General features: G+C 54.2%; 13 protein-coding genes and 7 tRNA genes. 2 read left to right on the top strand and 18 right to left on the bottom strand.

The window, feature by feature from the left end:
- Window positions 1-50: 50 nt before the first annotated feature.
- From G6Q29_RS05520 to miaB, 6 genes are all read right to left on the bottom strand, one after another.
- Window positions 51-956, bottom strand: a complete 906-nt coding sequence (locus tag G6Q29_RS05520) for an amino acid ABC transporter substrate-binding protein (RefSeq protein WP_003858681.1) — start codon at window positions 954-956, stop codon at window positions 51-53.
- Between the two features lie 383 nt (window positions 957-1,339).
- Window positions 1,340-2,878 carry an apolipoprotein N-acyltransferase gene (lnt, locus tag G6Q29_RS05515; protein WP_165464833.1) on the bottom strand — a complete coding sequence of 513 codons (1,539 nt, stop codon included), beginning with the start codon at window positions 2,876-2,878 and terminating at the stop codon, window positions 1,340-1,342.
- Window positions 2,879-2,883: 5 nt separating this feature from the next.
- Entirely contained in the window at window positions 2,884-3,762 is an 879-nt protein-coding gene (corC, locus tag G6Q29_RS05510; protein WP_003858679.1) for a CNNM family magnesium/cobalt transport protein CorC, read from the bottom strand.
- 84 nt (window positions 3,763-3,846) lie between these two features.
- Complete coding sequence (ybeY, locus tag G6Q29_RS05505) at window positions 3,847-4,314, bottom strand: rRNA maturation RNase YbeY (RefSeq protein WP_003858677.1); 468 nt, start codon at window positions 4,312-4,314, stop codon at window positions 3,847-3,849.
- Window positions 4,311-5,357, bottom strand: a complete 1,047-nt coding sequence (locus tag G6Q29_RS05500; protein WP_003858674.1) for a PhoH family protein — start codon at window positions 5,355-5,357, stop codon at window positions 4,311-4,313. Before G6Q29_RS05500 ends, ybeY begins: the two co-directional genes overlap by 4 nt.
- Before the next feature lie 163 nt (window positions 5,358-5,520).
- A complete protein-coding gene (gene miaB, locus G6Q29_RS05495) occupies window positions 5,521-6,945 on the bottom strand; it encodes a tRNA (N6-isopentenyl adenosine(37)-C2)-methylthiotransferase MiaB (protein ID WP_003858672.1) in 1,425 nt (474 codons plus the stop codon).
- 135 nt (window positions 6,946-7,080) lie between these two features.
- On the opposite strand from miaB, the gene ubiF reads away from it, so the two are divergent.
- Window positions 7,081-8,256, top strand: a complete 1,176-nt coding sequence (ubiF, locus tag G6Q29_RS05490; protein ID WP_165464832.1) for a 3-demethoxyubiquinol 3-hydroxylase — start codon at window positions 7,081-7,083, stop codon at window positions 8,254-8,256.
- 102 nt (window positions 8,257-8,358) lie between these two features.
- On the opposite strand, the gene G6Q29_RS05485 is transcribed toward ubiF, so the two are convergent.
- The 12 genes from G6Q29_RS05485 to nagB all read right to left on the bottom strand — a co-directional run bounded on the left by G6Q29_RS05485 (window position 8,359) and on the right by nagB (window position 15,223).
- Window positions 8,359-8,433: transfer RNA gene (locus G6Q29_RS05485), tRNA-Gln, on the bottom strand.
- A 34-nt stretch (window positions 8,434-8,467) separates the two neighbouring features.
- A tRNA-Gln gene (locus G6Q29_RS05480) sits at window positions 8,468-8,542 on the bottom strand.
- A 41-nt stretch (window positions 8,543-8,583) separates the two neighbouring features.
- Window positions 8,584-8,660: transfer RNA gene (locus tag G6Q29_RS05475), tRNA-Met, on the bottom strand.
- Between the two features lie 17 nt (window positions 8,661-8,677).
- Window positions 8,678-8,752 (bottom strand) — tRNA-Gln (locus G6Q29_RS05470).
- A gap of 32 nt (window positions 8,753-8,784) precedes the next feature.
- Window positions 8,785-8,859 (bottom strand) — tRNA-Gln (locus G6Q29_RS05465).
- 23 nt (window positions 8,860-8,882) lie between these two features.
- Window positions 8,883-8,967, bottom strand: a tRNA-Leu gene (locus G6Q29_RS05460).
- Between the two features lie 8 nt (window positions 8,968-8,975).
- Window positions 8,976-9,052: transfer RNA gene (locus tag G6Q29_RS05455), tRNA-Met, on the bottom strand.
- Between the two features lie 225 nt (window positions 9,053-9,277).
- Complete coding sequence (asnB, locus tag G6Q29_RS05450) at window positions 9,278-10,942, bottom strand: asparagine synthase B (protein WP_015571128.1); 1,665 nt, start codon at window positions 10,940-10,942, stop codon at window positions 9,278-9,280.
- A 249-nt stretch (window positions 10,943-11,191) separates the two neighbouring features.
- A complete protein-coding gene (gene nagD, locus G6Q29_RS05445) occupies window positions 11,192-11,944 on the bottom strand; it encodes a ribonucleotide monophosphatase NagD (RefSeq protein WP_165464831.1) in 753 nt (250 codons plus the stop codon).
- A 45-nt stretch (window positions 11,945-11,989) separates the two neighbouring features.
- Window positions 11,990-13,210 carry a DNA-binding transcriptional regulator NagC gene (gene nagC, locus G6Q29_RS05440; RefSeq protein WP_165464830.1) on the bottom strand — a complete coding sequence of 407 codons (1,221 nt, stop codon included), beginning with the start codon at window positions 13,208-13,210 and terminating at the stop codon, window positions 11,990-11,992.
- A gap of 8 nt (window positions 13,211-13,218) precedes the next feature.
- Entirely contained in the window at window positions 13,219-14,367 is a 1,149-nt protein-coding gene (gene nagA / locus G6Q29_RS05435; RefSeq protein WP_165464829.1) for an N-acetylglucosamine-6-phosphate deacetylase, read from the bottom strand.
- Between the two features lie 55 nt (window positions 14,368-14,422).
- The gene (nagB, locus tag G6Q29_RS05430; protein WP_003858663.1) at window positions 14,423-15,223 is read right to left on the bottom strand and encodes a glucosamine-6-phosphate deaminase; all 801 of its coding nucleotides are present in this window, start codon (window positions 15,221-15,223) and stop codon (window positions 14,423-14,425) included.
- Between the two features lie 325 nt (window positions 15,224-15,548).
- On the opposite strand from nagB, the gene nagE reads away from it, so the two are divergent.
- On the top strand, window positions 15,549-17,498 hold the full coding sequence (gene nagE, locus G6Q29_RS05425; RefSeq protein ID WP_165464828.1) for a PTS N-acetyl glucosamine transporter subunit IIABC: 1,950 nt from the start codon (window positions 15,549-15,551) through the stop codon (window positions 17,496-17,498).
- Window positions 17,499-17,607: the final 109 nt, after the last annotated feature.

The raw sequence follows: 17,607 nt of genomic DNA, 5'->3' as shown, positions 1-17,607 counted from the left end.
ATGCTTCCCGACAATCGAGAGGGCAGGAGATCCCGCCCCTGTCGTTCTAATTAGTTAAGAGCTTTGTCGTTTGGTGATTTGAACAGCGCTTTCATGTCGTCAGACAGTTCAAAGTTCATGTTCAGGTTTTTTGGTGGAATTGGGTTCTTGAACCATTTGTCGAACCATTTTGCCGCTTCGCCGGAGGTTTGCGCCTGAGCGATGGTGTCATCGATCAGTTTCTTGAAGTCCTCGTCACCCTTACGGAGCATACAGCCGTAGGCTTCTTTCGACTGGGCGGTACCGACGATTTCCCAGTTGTCTGGTTTCTTCGCTTTCGCGCGCTCGCCTGCCAGCAAGGCGTCATCCATCATAAACGCGACGGCACGGCCGCTTTCCAGCGTACGGAAGGAGTCGCCATGATCTTTCGCGCTGATGATGCGCATGTCCATTTTCTTCTCGTCGTTCAGCTTGTGCAGCAGCACTTCGGACGTGGTACCAGAGGTCACGACAACCGCTTTGCCTTTCAGGTCAGCAAAGTCTTTGATATCGCCGCCTTTCTTCGTCAGCAGGCGGGTGCCCACAACGAAGATGGTGTCTGAGAACGCGGCCTGTTTCTGACGTTCAAGGTTGTTAGTGGTTGAGCCACATTCAAAATCAAATGTGCCGTTTTGCAGCAGAGGAATTCGGTTCTGTGAAGTGATGGGGATCAGCTTCACTTGCAGGTCAGGTTTGTTCAGCTTTTTCTTCACGGCTTCAACGATGGCGTTGGAGTAATCCTGTGAATAACCCACGACTTTTTGCGTGTTGTCGTAGTAAGAGAACGGGACAGAAGATTCACGGTGGCCGACCACGATCACGCCGTTTTTGGCAATCTTGTCGAGAGTGCTTCCTGCTGCCGGAGCGTCTTCAGCGTGGACAACCCCCGCAGACATTCCCATAACCAGCATTGCTGTGGCCAGTTTACGTAATTGCATACCCAACTCCTTTCTTATCAGCGCCAGTGACGCATAGATACCCATTGTGATGTTGTTATATCTCGCGCAATGCGAGTGCAGTGTTATGCAAGCTTGTTAACATTTAGTCTGGCTTAATGTAAAGATTTTGCTGCGTTATTGTTTATTTTTGCGAAGCGCGCCGCACCATTCAGAGGCAATAATCCCTCGTTGCACCGTTTCGGTGCTACCAACGATCCATGCTGGTGCGACAAGGTTGCACGTTAAGCCAGACAGCGTTTGCGTGAATAAATAAAGCAACAGGCGTGCCAGAATTGGAGTTTGGGAGGAAATTGTCGGGTGGCGGCGGCGCTGGAGAGTGGGCCGGGTAAGGCGTAGCCGCCACCCGGCAACAGAAGGCCAGGTTATCTACGGCGCTGACGCAGACTCATCAGTACGGCGGCAAAACCGAACAGCGTAGTCAGGATCCACAGCGGCCAGTTCCCGGTGCGCGCGTAAGGGGTGAGCCCGGTGGCTGGCGTGACGTTAGTGGTCAGCACCTCACGGGTAAACTGCGGGATCATGGCCTGGATTTCACCCTGCGGACCAATCACGGCGGTAATGCCGTTATTGGTGCTGCGCAGCAACGGACGCGCCAGCTCAAGAGAACGCATCCGCGCCATCTGGAAGTGCTGCCACGGGCCAATCGATTTACCGAACCATGCATCGTTTGAGATGGTCAGCAGATAGTCGGTATCCGGACGGAAATTATCGCGCACCTGCTCACCGAGGATAATCTCGTAGCAAATAGCGGCCGTCAGGGCAAAACCGTGGGCATGTAGCTGCGGTTGAACGTAAGAGCCGCGGCTGAACGAGGACATCGGCAGATCGAAGAACGGTGCCAGCGGACGCAGAATCGACTCCAGCGGAACAAACTCGCCAAACGGGACAAGGTGATTTTTGTTGTAGCGATTGGTGGAGGTGTAGCTGTATTCGCTGTCCTTACCGAGCGTGATGATCGAATTGTAAGTGTCATAACGGTTCTGCTGATTGAGACGCGCGTCCACAATTCCGGTGATCAGCGTACTGCCGCGTGCGCGCAGCAAATTGTCCATCATCTTCAGGAAGGGTTGCTGATTGATCTCCAGGTCCGGGATCGCAGACTCAGGCCAGATGATGAGCTGTGATTTACCCATCACCTCTTCGGTGGCGTTAGCGTAGATTTTCAGCGTGTTCAGCAGCTGATTCTCATCCCATTTCAGTGACTGCGGGATATCGCCCTGCACCAGAGAAACCTGCGTGGCGCGCGAGGGCTCCAGCGTGAACCACTGGATATAACGCAGCGGGAAGGGCAGGGCAAACAGGATTAACGCGGCAACCAGCGGCTTCCAGTTACGTGTCACCAGCGCCAGCACCAGCAGACCGCTGATTATCATCAACAGAAAGTTGATGGCTTCCACGCCCATAACTGGCGCCAGGCCTTTCAGCGGGCCGTCAACCTGGCTATAGCCGAACTGTAGCCACGGGAAGCCGGTCAGTACCCAACCGCGCAGAAATTCGGTGATTTGCCAGACAACGGGTGCCGCTATCGCTACGCGCAGCCAGGTTGTTTTTGGCCACAGGCGAGACAGGATGCCCGCGAACAGGCCGGTGTAGAGCGAGAGATAGGCGGCGAGCAGCACAACCAGGAAGACGTTAACCGGCCCCGGCATCCCACCAAACTGCGCAATACTGACGTAGACCCAGTTAATTCCGGAGCCGAACAGCCCCAGCCCCCAGAAGTAGCCAATAGCCGCGGACTGTACCGGACGACGGTTGAGGGTCAGCCCCTGTAGCCCCATCAGGGAGAGAATAGCGGCCGGCCAGATATCGTAAGGAGAAAAAGCCAGCGTACCGCTGGCTCCGAGTAACAGCGCCAGCAGCAAACGGACGCGCTGGCGTTCAAAGAGTGGGGCAAATGCCATTTACATTAATCTTCCAGTTTTGGCACCGGTGAGTCGTCCGGCATTCTGACGTGAACCTGAATAATACGTCGGCTGTCGGCCATGGCGACCTTAAACTGGTAACCATCGATGTCAACGGTTTCTCCGCGGGCCGGAAGATGGCCGAAGGCCTGCATCACCAGACCACCAATGGTGTCCACCTCTTCATCGCTAAAGCTGGTGCCAAAGGTGTCGTTGAAGTCCTCAATAGAGGCCAGCGCGCGCACGGTCCAGGTGTGGCGGCTCAGCTGACGGAAGTCGATATCCTCTTCTTCGTCATACTCATCTTCGATTTCGCCGACGATCAGCTCAAGGATGTCTTCGATCGTGACCAGACCGGAAACGCCACCAAATTCATCAATAACAATCGCCATGTGGTAACGCTGGGAGCGAAACTCCTTCAGCATCCGATCCACACGTTTACTTTCCGGCACAACGACAGCCGGGCGTAACACTTTTTCCATACTGAAGGCTTCGGCATCGCTGCGCATAAACGGCAGCAGATCTTTCGCCATCAGGATCCCTTCGATGTGATCTTTATCTTCGCTGATGACCGGGAAACGTGAGTGGGCCGATTCGATAATGACATCGAGGCACTCGTCCAGCGTCTGGTTGCGTTTCAGAGTAATCATCTGCGAGCGGGGGATCATGATGTCGCGGACGCGCTGGTCGGCGATGTCCATCACCCCTTCGAGCATTTCGCGCGTATCTTCGTCGATAAGGTCGTTTTGCCCGGAATCACGAATCAGCTCCAGCAGTTCATCACGGTTTTTCGGTTCGCCGTGGAAAAGCTGGTTCAGAATGAGGGAGAAAAATCCCTTTTTAGTGGTTGTCGTGTCGCTACTGTGTGAATTGTCGTCGCTCATGGCGTTTGTTAAGGGTTCTCTTGTTAGTTCAACGTTAACCGCCGCGCTATGTCCCTGCGCGGCGGCATGGTAGTCAGTGACTGACTATTCTTTCTCGGCAATGTACGGATCCTCATAGCCCAGAGCAAGCATTATCTCTGTCTCGAGGGATTCCATCTCTTCCGCTTCGTCATCTTCAATATGGTCGTAACCCAGAAGATGCAGGCTACCGTGCACCACCATGTGTGCCCAGTGCGCTTCCAGCGGCTTTTGCTGCTCTTTGGCTTCCTGCTCAACCACCTGACGGCAGATGATCAGATCGCCCAGCAGCGGCATCTCAATGCCCGGAGGGGCTTCGAACGGGAAAGAGAGCACGTTGGTCGGCTTATCTTTCCCGCGGTAGGTCAGGTTGAGCTCATGGCTTTCTGCTTCATCCACCAGGCGAATCGTGACCTCTGATTCTTCCTGAAACTGGGGAATTACGGCATCCAGCCATTTCTGAAACTGTGCCTCTTCTGGCATGCCGGAATTATCTTCACAGGCCAGCTGTAAATCGAGGATCACCTGACTCATTTCTGTTCATGCTCCTGCGCTTCGCGCTTACGTTCTGCGGCCAGTTCGGCCCTGCGCTTCTGATCTGCCTCTTCCCAGGCCTCATAAGCGTTAACGATACGCGCGACGACCGGATGGCGTACCACGTCTTCACTGTGGAAGAAGTTGAAGCTGATTTCCTCTACCTCGGCCAGGACTTCGATGGCGTGACGCAGACCCGATTTGGTGTTACGCGGCAGGTCAATCTGGGTGACGTCACCGGTGATAACCGCTTTCGAGTTAAAGCCAATACGCGTCAGGAACATCTTCATCTGTTCGATAGTGGTGTTCTGGCTCTCATCCAGAATGATGAACGCGTCGTTAAGCGTACGCCCACGCATATAGGCCAGCGGGGCCACTTCAATCACGTTACGCTCAATGAGTTTTTCAACTTTCTCGAAGCCGAGCATTTCGAACAGCGCGTCGTACAACGGGCGCAGATAAGGGTCCACTTTCTGACTTAAATCACCCGGCAGGAAGCCGAGCTTCTCCCCGGCTTCTACAGCAGGTCGGGTCAGCAGAATACGGCGGATCTCCTGACGCTCCAGGGCATCGACCGCAGCGGCAACGGCCAGATAGGTTTTACCCGTACCCGCCGGACCCACGCCAAAGGTGATGTCATGGTCGAGTATGTTGGCGATGTATTGTGCCTGGTTCGGGGTACGAGGCTTAATCACGCCGCGCTTGGTTTTGATGTTGATGGCTTTGCCATAGTCCGGCACGCTTTCCGCGCTCTGCTCAAGCACGCGCGCCTCTTTGATGGCAAGGTGGATCTGTTCAGGTTCAATATCCTGGATCTCTCCGCGCATCGGGGCGGTATCAACATACAGGCTGCGGAGGATATCTGCCGCGGCGTTGACGCAGATTGGGCGTCCGGTGAGTTTGAAATGGTTATCGCGACGATTGATTTCGATACCCAGACGTCGCTCCAGTTGTTTGATGTTGTCATCAAACGGCCCGCACAGGCTCAGCAGGCGAGCGTTGTCTGCGGGCTCAAGGCTAATTTCACGCGTATCTATGTTCAAACTGTTCCTCTTTAATTGGTTAACTGACCTGTGGCCACACGGCGTAATAAAACGGTCATTACCGAAATTATTCACGCCATAGAATAAAGGCGCAAGCGTTGCGGTAGATATTGGGGGTGATGAGAGGAAATACAAGGCCTGCCGGACAGGCAGGCCAGAAGGATTAAGGCTGGTAAATACCTACGCCCGAATCATTGACTTTGCGGGTGCGAGAGATGACGGATTCAGGCGTCTGTGCAATACGCAGGCCCATTTCGTCTTCAGTGCGTACCACCTTTCCGCGCAGCGAGTTGGTGAGCACTTCTACAATTTCGACGTCCACAAATTTACCGATCATGTCCGGGGTGCCTTCAAAGTTCACCACGCGGTTATTTTCGGTTCTGCCAGACAGTTCCATGATGCTTTTACGGGAGGTGCCTTCCACCAGAATTCGCTGGACAGTGCCGAGCATACGACGACTCCACGCGTTGGCCTGCTGGTTGATGCGCTCCTGCAAAATATACAGACGCTGTTTTTTTTCTTCTTCCGGTACATCGTCAACCATATCGGCAGCAGGAGTGCCCGGGCGAGCAGAGAAGATAAAGCTGTAGCTGACGTCGAAATTCACCTCGCCGATGAGCTTCATGGTGCGCTCGAAGTCATCAGCGGTTTCACCAGGGAAGCCGACGATAAAGTCGGAGCTAATCTGGATATCCGGACGCGCTTCACGCAGCTTGCGGATGGTGGATTTGTATTCCAGCACCGTATGTGGACGGCCCATCAGGTTGAGCACGCGGTCAGAGCCGCACTGGATCGGCAGGTGCAGGAAGCTTACCAGTTCCGGCGTATCACGATAGACGTCAATGATGTCGTCGGTAAACTCCATCGGATGGCTGGTGGTAAAGCGAATGCGGTCAATACCGTCAATCGCCGCCACCAGACGCAGCAGCTCGGCAAAACTGCCGGTGGTGCCGTCGTAGTTTTCCCCGCGCCAGGCGTTAACGTTCTGACCCAGCAGGTTGACTTCACGAACGCCCTGGGCGGCAAGCTGCGCAATTTCAAACAGGATATCGTCTGCCGGGCGGCTCACTTCTTCACCGCGGGTATAAGGCACCACGCAGTAAGTACAGTATTTGTTGCAGCCTTCCATGATGGAGACGAAGGCGGTCGGGCCATCCGCGCGCGGCTCTGGCAGACGGTCAAATTTCTCGATCTCCGGGAAGCTCACGTCAACCACCGGGCTACGGCTGCCGCGAACCTGATTAATCATCTCTGGCAGGCGGTGCAGGGTCTGAGGGCCAAAAACGATATCCACATAGGGGGCTCTCTGGCGGATCAGCTTACCTTCCTGCGATGCGACGCAGCCGCCCACGCCAATGATCAGATCCGGATTTTTACGTTTGAGAAGCTTCCAGCGGCCTAACACATGAAAGACTTTTTCCTGTGCTTTTTCACGAATTGAACAGGTGTTCAGCAGCAGCACATCGGCTTCTTTCGCATTTTCAGTCAGCTGGTATCCGTGGGTGGTATCCAGCAGATCGGCCATCTTGGATGAATCGTATTCGTTCATCTGACAGCCCCAGGTTTTTATATGGAGTTTTTTTGTCATCGACTTGCTCAGCTCAGGATTGCAAGCCGCGTATTGTAATGCCTTGGTGCGGTTGTGACCAGTATGAAGGTTGTCAACCTCAGGGCTGCAAAAATCCGGTAAACTTAAGGTATTCTCCAATAAGGAATAGTGACCATGACACTCCTGAACACCGAAGTTGCCGTTGTTGGCGGCGGTATGGTCGGCGGCGCACTGGCGCTGGGGCTGGCGCAGCAGGGATTTGACGTAACCGTTATTGAACAGGCGGCTCCGCCGGCATTCGATCCTGCCAGCCAACCGGACGTGCGTATTTCCGCCATCAGCGCGGCGTCTGTTGATCTGCTTCGCGGGCTGGGCGTCTGGGAGGCAGTGCTGGCAATGCGCGCGCACCCTTACAGCCGTCTTGAAACCTGGGAGTGGGAAAATGCTCACGTGTCGTTTGACGCCGCCGAGCTGAAACTGCCGCGCCTGGGCTATATGGTGGAAAACAACGTGCTCCAGCTGGCGCTCTGGCAGGCGCTGGAGGCGCACCCGAAGGTGACGCTGCGCGTTCCGGACTCGCTGAAAGCCCTGCATCGTCATGAGGGCGGGTATCTCCTGACGCTGGATAACGACGATGAGCTGGCCGTGAAGCTGGTGGTAGGGGCAGATGGCGCGAACTCGCAGGTCAGGCAGATGGCAGGCATTGGGATCCATGCCTGGCAGTACCAGCAGTCCTGCATGCTGATCACCGTTCAGTCAGAAAACGCGCCGGGCGAAAGCACGTGGCAGCATTTTACGCCGAACGGCCCGCATGCATTCTTACCGTTGTTTGATAACTGGGCTTCTCTGGTGTGGTATGACAAACCGGCGCGCATTCGACAGTTGCAGGGTCTGTCGATGGAGCAGTTGCAGCGCGAAATCCGGCAGCACTTCCCAGGCCGTCTGGGTAACGTGACCCCGGTTGCCGCCGGCGCATTCCCGCTGATGCGCCGTCATGCGTTGCAGTATGCCCGTGAAGGGCTGGCGCTGGTGGGGGACGCGGCACACACCATTCATCCGCTTGCGGGGCAGGGGGTGAATCTGGGATACCGTGACGTCGATGCGTTACTGGATGTGCTTGCCAGCGCTCGCGCCCACGCGGAAGCCTGGGCCAGCCATCTGGTACTGAAGCGCTACCAGACGCGTCGTATGGCGGATAACTTTATCATGCAGTCGGGAATGGACCTGTTCTATGCCGGGTTCAGCAATGATGTTGGTCCGGTGCGTGTATTGCGCAATCTTGGACTGATGGCGGCGGAACGTGCCGGAGGTCTGAAGCGTCAGGCGCTGAAATACGCCCTCGGACTCTGATCTTTATTCCCTCTCCCCGTGGGAGAGGGTTAGGGTGAGGGCATCAGGCCGCACTATTCTGAACAACAAAAAAGCCCGCAGAGCGGGCTTGTTTGTTTTAAGTGGCTGGGGTGCAGGGATTCGAACCCCGGAATGCTGGTATCAGAAACCAGAGCCTTACCGCTTGGCGACACCCCAATTGCGTTAAACAAACTGCTTAACGACTTTAAAGTGGCTGGGGTACGAGGATTCGAACCTCGGAATGCCGGAATCAGAATCCGGTGCCTTACCGCTTGGCGATACCCCAACAATGTTCAGTTTACCGAATCGTATTCGATAACGTAAATATGGTGGCTACGACGGGATTCGAACCTGTGACCCCATCATTATGAGTGATGTGCTCTAACCAACTGAGCTACGTAGCCAGTACTGCAATCTTCGATGGCTGGGGTACCTGGATTCGAACCAGGGAATGCCGGTATCAAAAACCGGTGCCTTACCGCTTGGCGATACCCCAATACCGCGGAGAACCGCATGATCGAAGAAATATGGCTGGGGTACCTGGATTCGAACCAGGGAATGCCGGTATCAAAAACCGGTGCCTTACCGCTTGGCGATACCCCATCCGTGCAACGCTTACCTGGGAATGGTGCGGGAGGCGAGACTTGAACTCGCACACCTTGCGGCGCCAGAACCTAAATCTGGTGCGTCTACCAATTTCGCCACTCCCGCAAAAAAGATGGTGGCTACGACGGGATTCGAACCTGTGACCCCATCATTATGAGTGATGTGCTCTAACCAACTGAGCTACGTAGCCATCTTTTTTTCGCGTTACCTTATCGGCGTTGCGGGGCGCATTATGCGTATAGACCCTTGCAGCGTCAACACCTTTTTCAATGAAAATAGCCGGAATGTGACTGTTTGGTTAGGTTGCGAACAGCGAGGCCGAATATTCGACAATTATTGGTTATTAATCGATTTTATGCCGGGAAAAGAGAGGCAAAAAAATCAGGCCCCGGAGGGCCTGATTATAGTCTGGACATTATTTATAAGCAGACTGGTGAACGCCCACCGCGCGTCCTGACGGATCGTTCATCGCTTTGAAAGATTCATCCCATTCAATGGCTTTAGCAGAAGAGCAGGCGACCGATGGGCCACCCGGTACGCACTCTGCTGCGCTTGGAACCGGGAACAGCTCCTCAAAGATCTCACGGTACAAATACGCTTCTTTCGAGGCTGGCGTGTTGTACGGGAAACGGAAGCTTGCCGTTTCCAGTTGTTGATCGGAAACCTGTTTCGCCGCCACCTCTTTCAGGGTATCGATCCAGCTGTAACCCACGCCATCGGAGAACTGCTCTTTCTGACGCCACGCCACGCTCGCCGGCAGGTAGGATTCAAAACATTCGCGCAGGATATGTTTCTCCATTTTGCCGTTGCCGCACATTTTGTCCTGCGGGTTGATGCGCATCGCCACATCGAGGAATTTTTTATCGAGGAACGGCACGCGGGCTTCCACACCCCAGGCAGACATTGCTTTGTTGGCGCGCGCGCAGTCAAACATGTGCAGCGCCTGTAGCTTACGCACCGTCTCTTCATGCAGCTCTTTGGCGTTCGGCGCTTTATGGAAATAGAGATAACCGCCAAACACTTCGTCAGAACCCTCGCCGGAGAGCACCATCTTGATGCCCATCGCTTTGATCTTCCGCGACATCAAATACATCGGCGTGGAGGCGCGAATCGTGGTCACATCATAGGTTTCAATGTGATAGATCACATCGCGGATCGCATCCAGACCTTCCTGCACGGTGAAGTGTATTTCATGATGCACCGTGCCGAGATGGTTCGCCACTTCCTGGGCGGCTTTCAGATCAGGAGCCCCTTCCAGGCCTACGGCAAAGGAGTGCAGCTGTGGCCACCAGGCTTCAGAGCGCTCCTGATCTTCAACGCGACGGGCAGCGAATTTCTTGGTGATCGCGGAGATCACAGAGGAGTCCAGACCGCCGGAGAGCAGTACGCCATAGGGGACGTCTGACATCAGGTGGCTTTTGACAGACTCTTCCAGCGCCTGACGCAGTTCGGCTTTGTCCGTCACGTTGTCTTTCACTGCTTCATAATCAAACCAGTCGCGCTGGTAGTACGGACGGATCTCGCCGTCTTTACTCCACAGATAGCTGCCTGCCGGGAACTCTTTGATGGTGCGGCATACCGGTACCAGGGCTTTCATCTCAGAGGCCACGTAAAAGTTGCCATGTTCATCGTGACCCATATACAGCGGGATAATACCAATATGGTCGCGGCCGATCAGGTAAGCATCTTTTTCGCTGTCATACAGCGCGAAGGCGAACATACCTTGCAGATCGTCGAGGAACTCCGGGCCTTTCTCCTGATACAGCGCCAGGATCACTTCGCAGTCTGAGCCGGTCTGAAACGCGTAGCGATCGCCGTACTCAGCGCGCAGCGCCTGATGGTTGTAAATTTCACCGTTAACAGCCAGCGCGTGCGTTTTTTTCTCGTTATACAGCGGCTGTGCGCCAGCGTTGACATCAACAATGGAGAGACGTTCGTGAGCCAGAATCGCTTTATCGCTGGCGTAAACGCCTGACCAGTCCGGACCGCGATGGCGCATCAGGCGGGACAGTTCGAGTGCTTTTTTACGCAGTTCGCCCGCGTCAGTTTTAATATCCAGTACGCCAAAAATAGAACACATAACCTTCTCCGTTAACCCTGTTGCGTTGTGATGTTGCTTGCATATGAAAATGCCGCAAAAGGGGGAAGGGGCGCAAGCGTTTTACCGATGAAAACGTAAAAAGTGCAATAGCAATTGCTGAATCTTAAAAAAAGAGTATGTCTTAAGCGATTCTATTGATGATTTCTCAATAAAGTGCTTATTTCGTTAGATGAAGTGATGTTTGAGACAGCAGAAATGAAAAACCACGCCCTGAGGCGTGGTTCAGAATCAAATAACGTCGATTTCGTCGACAGAGGGGTAAATCCAGCTTGGCCGGAACGGCATCGTATCAATGTCATCAAGCTGTGAAACGCCAGACAGCACCAGGATGGTTTCCAGCCCCGCCTGGAAGCCGGCCAGTATATCGGTACGCAGGTTGTCGCCAACTATGACGGTTTCTTCTGAGTGTGCCTGCATCGTATTCAGCGCGGCGCGGATGATCCACGGGCTCGGTTTGCCGACAACAAACGGCTTACGACCCGAGATTTTTTCGATACCGGCGCACAGCGCACCGCAGGCGGGATAAAAACCACGACCGTGCGTGTCCGGGTTGGTGGCGATAAAACGCGCACCGTTGGCGACAAAGTAGGCTGCCTTATGCATCATCTCCCAGTTAAAGGAGCGCGTTTCGCCCACGATGACAAAGTCCGGGTTCACGTCGGTGATGGTGAAGCCCGCTTTATATAACTCGTGGATCAGCGCACCTTCACCAACCACATAGGCTTTTTTGCCTTCCTGACGCTTCAGGAAATCCGCGGTCGCCATTGCAGAGGTATAAAACACGCTGTCCGGGACGTTAACCCCCGCGGTAGCAAAGCGGTTTGCCAGATCCTGACCAGTCTGTGAAGGGTAGTTCGTGAGAAGAACCAGTGGCATTCCTTTGTCGATGATGCGGTAAAGAAACTCCGCAGCGCCCGGCACGGCAACGTTGTCGTGCATCAGCACGCCGTCGATATCACAAATTACATTCTTAATGGTCATGGACAATCCGACATCAAAAAAAGAAGGCGTTACTATAAGGTCCGATCAGGATTCCAGCAAATGTTGCAGCAGGATCCCGTTGAGCATGGCACGTTTTACAAGGGCGAATGCGCCGATCGCCGAGCGGTGATCGAGCGTAGAGCGCACCACCGGCAAGTTCTGGCGAAATGCTTTCAGCGCCTGAGTATTGATACAGCCTTCAATGGCGGGCAGTAACACTTTTTCGGCTTCAACGATCTCGCCAGCAATCACTACTTTTTGCGGATTAAACAGGTTGATAGCAATGGCGATGGTTTTACCCAGATGTCGTCCTACCTGTTCGATCACTTCGCAGGCCAGCGCATCACCTTTGTTTGCCGCTTTGCAGATAGCGCCAATCTTACAATCGTCCAGCGTGACGCGGCTCTGGTAACCCTGCTCCAGCAGATGGCGAACGCGATGTTCTATTGCGGCATTGGCGGCAACGGTTTCAAGACAGCCAAAGTTACCGCAGTGACAACGTTCGCCAAGCGGTTCCACCTGGATATGGCCAATCTCGCCTACGTTGCCGTTGCGACCAATAAAAATGCGGCCATTTGAGATGATACCCGCACCAGTACCACGGTGAACGCGCACCAGAATAGAGTCTTCACAATCCTGGCTCGCACCAAAGTAGTGCTCCGCCAGCGCCAGCGAGCGGATATCGTGACCAACAAAGCAGGTCAGCTTAAAGCGCTTTTCCAGCGCTTCAACCAGCCCCCAGTTCTCTACCTTAATGTGCGGCATGTAGCGAATAACGCCGCTTTCCGGGTCAACCAGACCGGGCAAAATCACCGAGATGGCGATGAGTTCACGGATCTTACGCTGACAGCTTTCGATAAAATGCGCAATGGTAGTCAGTAACGCGTGTTCAAGCGTCTCCTGTGTGCGCTCAGGAAGGGGGTAGTGCTCTTCGGCAATGGCCTTGCTGCTCAGATCGTAGAGCGTAAGCGTGGTGTCATGACGGCCTAAGCGGACGCCAATCGCCTGAAAATTGCGGGTTTCCGTGACAATGGAAATCGCGCGGCGGCCTCCGGTGGAGGCCTGCTGATCGACTTCTTTGATCAGGCCGCGCTCAATAAGCTGACGTGTAATTTTTGTCACGCTGGCGGGAGCAAGCTGGCTTTGTTCGGCTATCTGAATGCGTGAGATTGGCCCGTGCTGGTCAATCAGGCGATAAACTGCCGCGCTGTTAAGTTGTTTAACGAGATCGACATTACCGATTTGAGCTTGTCCGCCTGGTGTCATACTTTTACTTACTCAGTGACGACCTCGTTACCATTAACGATGGTCTTAATAATTTTATAATCGTGTGTGAACGCCGTCAGGTTTGCAACCATACCTGGAGCAATACCGCCGAGCTGTTTATCGACGCCAATGGCGCGCGCCGGATAAAGCGTGGCCATTCGCAGCACTTCTTCAAGCGCAATGCCGCAATGCTCAACGAGGTTACGTACCCCTTCGATCATTGTCAGAGAAGAACCGCTCAGCGTGCCGTTCTCATCCACACACAGTCCATTCCGGTAGTATATTGTTTTACCAGCAAAAATGAACTGGTCAATATTCGCCCCTGCTGGAGCGGTGGCATCCGTGACCAGGCAGAGCTTGTCGCCCTTAAGGCGCTTGGCGTTGCGGATGTTGGTGTAATCCACATGCAAGCCGTCGGCGATAATGCCGCAGTAGACGTCTGGTTCATCCAGGATTGCGCCGACCAGCCCCGGTTCGCGGCCGGTAATATACGGCATTGCGTTATAGAGGTGCGTGGCAAAGGTAATACCAGCGCGGAAGCCGGCTTTCGCCTCTTTCAGCGTCGCGTTAGAATGACCCGCGGACACCACGATCCCGGCGGCTGCCAGCTTGCCGATCACATCCGTACCGGTCATTTCTGGCGCCAGCGTCACTTTGGCGATCACATCGGCATTGGCGCACATGTACTCCACCAGCTCGGCATCCGGCTTGCGCACGTAGTTCGGGTTATGGGTGCCTTTCTTGACCATGTTCAGCCATGGCCCTTCCAGGTGCAGGCCCAGCGCCTGATTCGGATGTTTTGCCAGGTATTCGCGCATCACGCGGATACCCTGTTTCATCAGGTCATCACTGCTGGTAATCAGCGTTGGCAGATAGCTGGTGCAGCCTGATTTCTCATTGGCTTTTTGCATGATTTCCAGCGTTTCAACCGATACCGCCTCTGCGGTATCGTTAAACTGTACACCGCCGCAGCCGTTGAGCTGTACGTCGATGAAACCGGGGGAGATAACTGCTCCATCGAGGGAACGCTGTTCAATCTCCGGCGGCAGTTCCGCCAGCGGGCAAACACGTTCAATCAGGCCATTGGCGATTACAATCGCATGGTCATCCAGAATTTCATGGCCGGTATAAATCCGACCGTGGGTTAAAGCGTACATATCGACCCCCGGTTAAAAAAAGCGACCGCCCCGAATAAAAGAGGCGGTTATTCAATTACAGACCTTTGATGTTCTCAGCTTCCAGCTCGTTGAAGTATTTCAGCGTTTTCACTTTCAGCTCCATGGTGGACGGTTCGTCACACACGACAACCGCTTTTGGATGCAACTGTAAGCAGCTGATCGTCCACATATGGTTCACATTGCCTTCAACGGCAGCCTGAAGCGCTTGCGCTTTCACCGCGCCCAGCACCAGAATCATCACTTCTTCGGCATCCAGCAGCGTGCCCACGCCTACGGTCAGGGCGTATTTAGGCACCTGATTGACGTCGCCGTCAAAGAAACGGGAGTTAGCCACGCGCGTGTCATGGGTCAGCGTTTTGATACGGGTACGGGAAGCCAGTGAGGATGCCGGTTCGTTAAACGCGATGTGACCATCGTTGCCTACGCCGCCCATAAACAGGTGGATTTTACCGTAGGAACGGATTTTTTCTTCATACTGACGGCATTCTGCGTCAATATCAGGCGCGTTTCCATTCAGCAGGTTAATGTTTTCAGCCGGAATATCAACGTGGTCGAAGAAATTACGGTGCATAAAGCTGTGGTAACTTTCCGGATGTTCCTTTGGCAGGCCGACATATTCGTCCATGTTAAAGGTCACAACATGCTTAAAGCTAACCTGGCCCGCTTTGTGCATTTCAACCAGCGCTTTATACGCGGTCAGGGGCGTGCCGCCGGTTGGAAGACCGAGAACAAAAGGACGGTCGGCAGTGGGTTTGAATGCGTTAATGCGGTTAACGATATGACGAGCAGCCCATTTTCCGACTTGTTCAGCTGTTGCCAGGGGAATCAGTCTCATTATTCACCTCTAAAGTTTAAGTAAAAGTGGGCGGATGATTAGTGCAACCTGAACTAAGCGTAACCTGGAACCTTTCAGGCCGGATCAATCCGTCTTGATTTTTTGAATGATAAAATAAGTTTTCGTCGTTAGCCAGTGAAAGGGAGGGTTTAATACGATATTTGGTGACAATAATCACAAAAAATAGGTGTTTAATTTGCGATACGAATTAATTTTTCACACACTCACACTGCCAGTGAATCATCAACTGTATCTATCGTTCGTGACACAATAAAAACATAGTTTATGCGCGAGTCTTAACAAAGGGTCTCGTAGGGGGAATAGGATGAATATTTTAGGTTTTTTCCAGCGCCTCGGTAGGGCTTTGCAGCTCCCTATCGCCGTGCTACCGGTTGCAGCATTGCTGCTGCGATTCGGGCAACCCGATCTTCTTAACGTGCCGTTTATTGCCCAGGCAGGCGGCGCAATTTTTGACAACCTGGCGCTGATTTTCGCCATCGGTGTGGCGTCAAGCTGGTCTAAAGACAGCGCGGGCGCCGCGGCACTGGCAGGGGCTGTCGGTTACTTCATCCTCACGAAAGCGATGGTAACCATCAACCCTGAAATCAATATGGGGGTGCTGGCAGGTATCATTACCGGTCTGGTCGGTGGTGCAGTCTACAACCGTTGGGCAGGTATCAAACTTCCTGACTTCCTGAGCTTCTTCGGCGGTAAACGTTTTGTGCCGATCGCGACGGGCTTTTTCTGTCTGATCCTCGCCGCCATCTTTGGCTACGTTTGGCCACCGGTGCAGCATGCTATCCATGCGGGTGGCGAGTGGATCGTGTCTGCGGGCGCAATGGGCGCGGGCATCTTCGGTTTCATTAACCGTCTGCTGATCCCAACCGGTCTGCATCAGGTACTGAACACCATCGCCTGGTTCCAGATTGGTGAGTTCACTAACGCGGCCGGCGCGGTATTCCACGGTGATATCAACCGCTTCTACGCGGGCGACGGCACCGCGGGCATGTTTATGTCTGGCTTCTTCCCAATCATGATGTTTGGTCTGCCTGGCGCGGCGCTGGCAATGTATCTGGCTGCGCCGAAAGCGCGTCGCCCAATGGTTGGCGGGATGTTGCTGTCCGTTGCGATTACCGCCTTCCTGACCGGCGTGACTGAGCCGCTGGAATTCCTGTTCATGTTCCTGGCTCCGCTGCTGTATCTGATGCACGCGATCCTGACCGGTATCAGCCTGTTCGTCGCCACCCTTCTGGGTATCCATGCTGGCTTCTCCTTCTCCGCAGGCGCCATCGACTATGTGTTGATGTACAACCTGCCGGCGGCAAGCAGCAACGTCTGGATGCTGATGGTGATGGGCCTGATCTTCTTCGTTATCTACTTCGTTCTGTTCAGCGCCGTTATTCGTATGTTTAACCTGAAGACGCCGGGCCGCGAAGATACGAAAGATGATGTTGTGACCAGTGAAGCCAACAGCAATACCGAAGAAGGTTTAACCCAGCTGGCAACCAGCTACATTGCCGCTGTGGGTGGCACCGACAACCTGAAAGCGATTGATGCGTGTATTACCCGTCTGCGCCTGACCGTTGGCGACTCTGCGCGCGTGAGCGATGCAATGTGCAAACGCCTGGGCGCGTCTGGTGTGGTGAAACTTAACAAACAAACCATCCAGGTTATCGTGGGTGCGAAAGCAGAATCTATCGGCGATGAAATGAAAAAAGTGGTCGCCCGTGGGCCGGTCGCTGCCGCCTCAACGGATAACGCGCCAGTGGCTGACGCGCCGGTTGCAAAACCGCAGGCGGTGCCAAACGCGGTGACAATCGCTGCGCTGGTCTCCCCGGTGACGGGTGACGTTGTTGCGCTTGAGCAGGTGCCTGACGAAGCGTTCGCCAGCAAAGCGGTCGGAGACGGCGTGGCGGTGAAACCAACGGACAAAACCGTGGTCTCTCCTGCTGCCGGTACTATCGTGAAAATCTTCAACACCAACCACGCGTTCTGCCTGGAAACGGAAAAAGGCGCGGAGATCGTTGTCCATATGGGTATCGATACCGTTGCGCTGAACGGTCAGGGCTTTACTCGCCTGGTGGAAGAGGGCGCAGAAGTGGTGGCAGGTCAGCCGATTCTGGAAATGGATCTGGATTATCTGAATGCCAACGCGCGCTCCATGATAAGCCCGGTAGTGTGCAGCAACATCGACGACTTCAGCGGTCTGATGATCCAGGCGCAGGGGCCGGTAGTTGCAGGTCAAACGCCACTCTATGAGATTAAAGGCAAGTAATCGCTCCTGAGTAGAGTTATGCCTTTAGCGGCGGGGGATATCCTCCGCCGCTTTTTTTTGCAGCAATAGCCCCATTATTTTCTTTCAGGACGTTTTAAGGGTTGTCACT

The sequence above is a fragment of the Enterobacter cloacae genome (assembly GCF_011078175.1).
GTDB classification, from domain to species: domain Bacteria; phylum Pseudomonadota; class Gammaproteobacteria; order Enterobacterales; family Enterobacteriaceae; genus Enterobacter; species Enterobacter cloacae_Q.
Note: the sequence above shows the minus strand (reverse complement) of the source record. Positions and strands in the feature narration are given on the sequence as shown.

Bases quoted from the DNA above. Each gene is read 5' to 3' on its own strand.
- nagB (WP_003858663.1), bottom strand. From the start codon at position 15,223: ATGAGACTGATTCCCCTGGCAACAGCTGAACAAGTCGGAAAATGGGCT.
- nagD (WP_165464831.1), bottom strand. From the start codon at position 11,944: ATGACCATTAAGAATGTAATTTGTGATATCGACGGCGTGCTGATGCAC.
- ubiF (WP_165464832.1), top strand. From the start codon at position 7,081: ATGACACTCCTGAACACCGAAGTTGCCGTTGTTGGCGGCGGTATGGTC.
- nagC (WP_165464830.1), bottom strand. From the start codon at position 13,210: ATGACACCAGGCGGACAAGCTCAAATCGGTAATGTCGATCTCGTTAAA.
- asnB (WP_015571128.1), bottom strand. From the start codon at position 10,942: ATGTGTTCTATTTTTGGCGTACTGGATATTAAAACTGACGCGGGCGAA.
- ybeY (WP_003858677.1), bottom strand. From the start codon at position 4,314: ATGAGTCAGGTGATCCTCGATTTACAGCTGGCCTGTGAAGATAATTCC.
- G6Q29_RS05520 (WP_003858681.1), bottom strand. From the start codon at position 956: ATGCAATTACGTAAACTGGCCACAGCAATGCTGGTTATGGGAATGTCT.
- corC (WP_003858679.1), bottom strand. From the start codon at position 3,762: ATGAGCGACGACAATTCACACAGTAGCGACACGACAACCACTAAAAAG.
- nagE (WP_165464828.1), top strand. From the start codon at position 15,549: ATGAATATTTTAGGTTTTTTCCAGCGCCTCGGTAGGGCTTTGCAGCTC.
- miaB (WP_003858672.1), bottom strand. From the start codon at position 6,945: ATGACAAAAAAACTCCATATAAAAACCTGGGGCTGTCAGATGAACGAA.
- nagA (WP_165464829.1), bottom strand. From the start codon at position 14,367: ATGTACGCTTTAACCCACGGTCGGATTTATACCGGCCATGAAATTCTG.
- lnt (WP_165464833.1), bottom strand. From the start codon at position 2,878: ATGGCATTTGCCCCACTCTTTGAACGCCAGCGCGTCCGTTTGCTGCTG.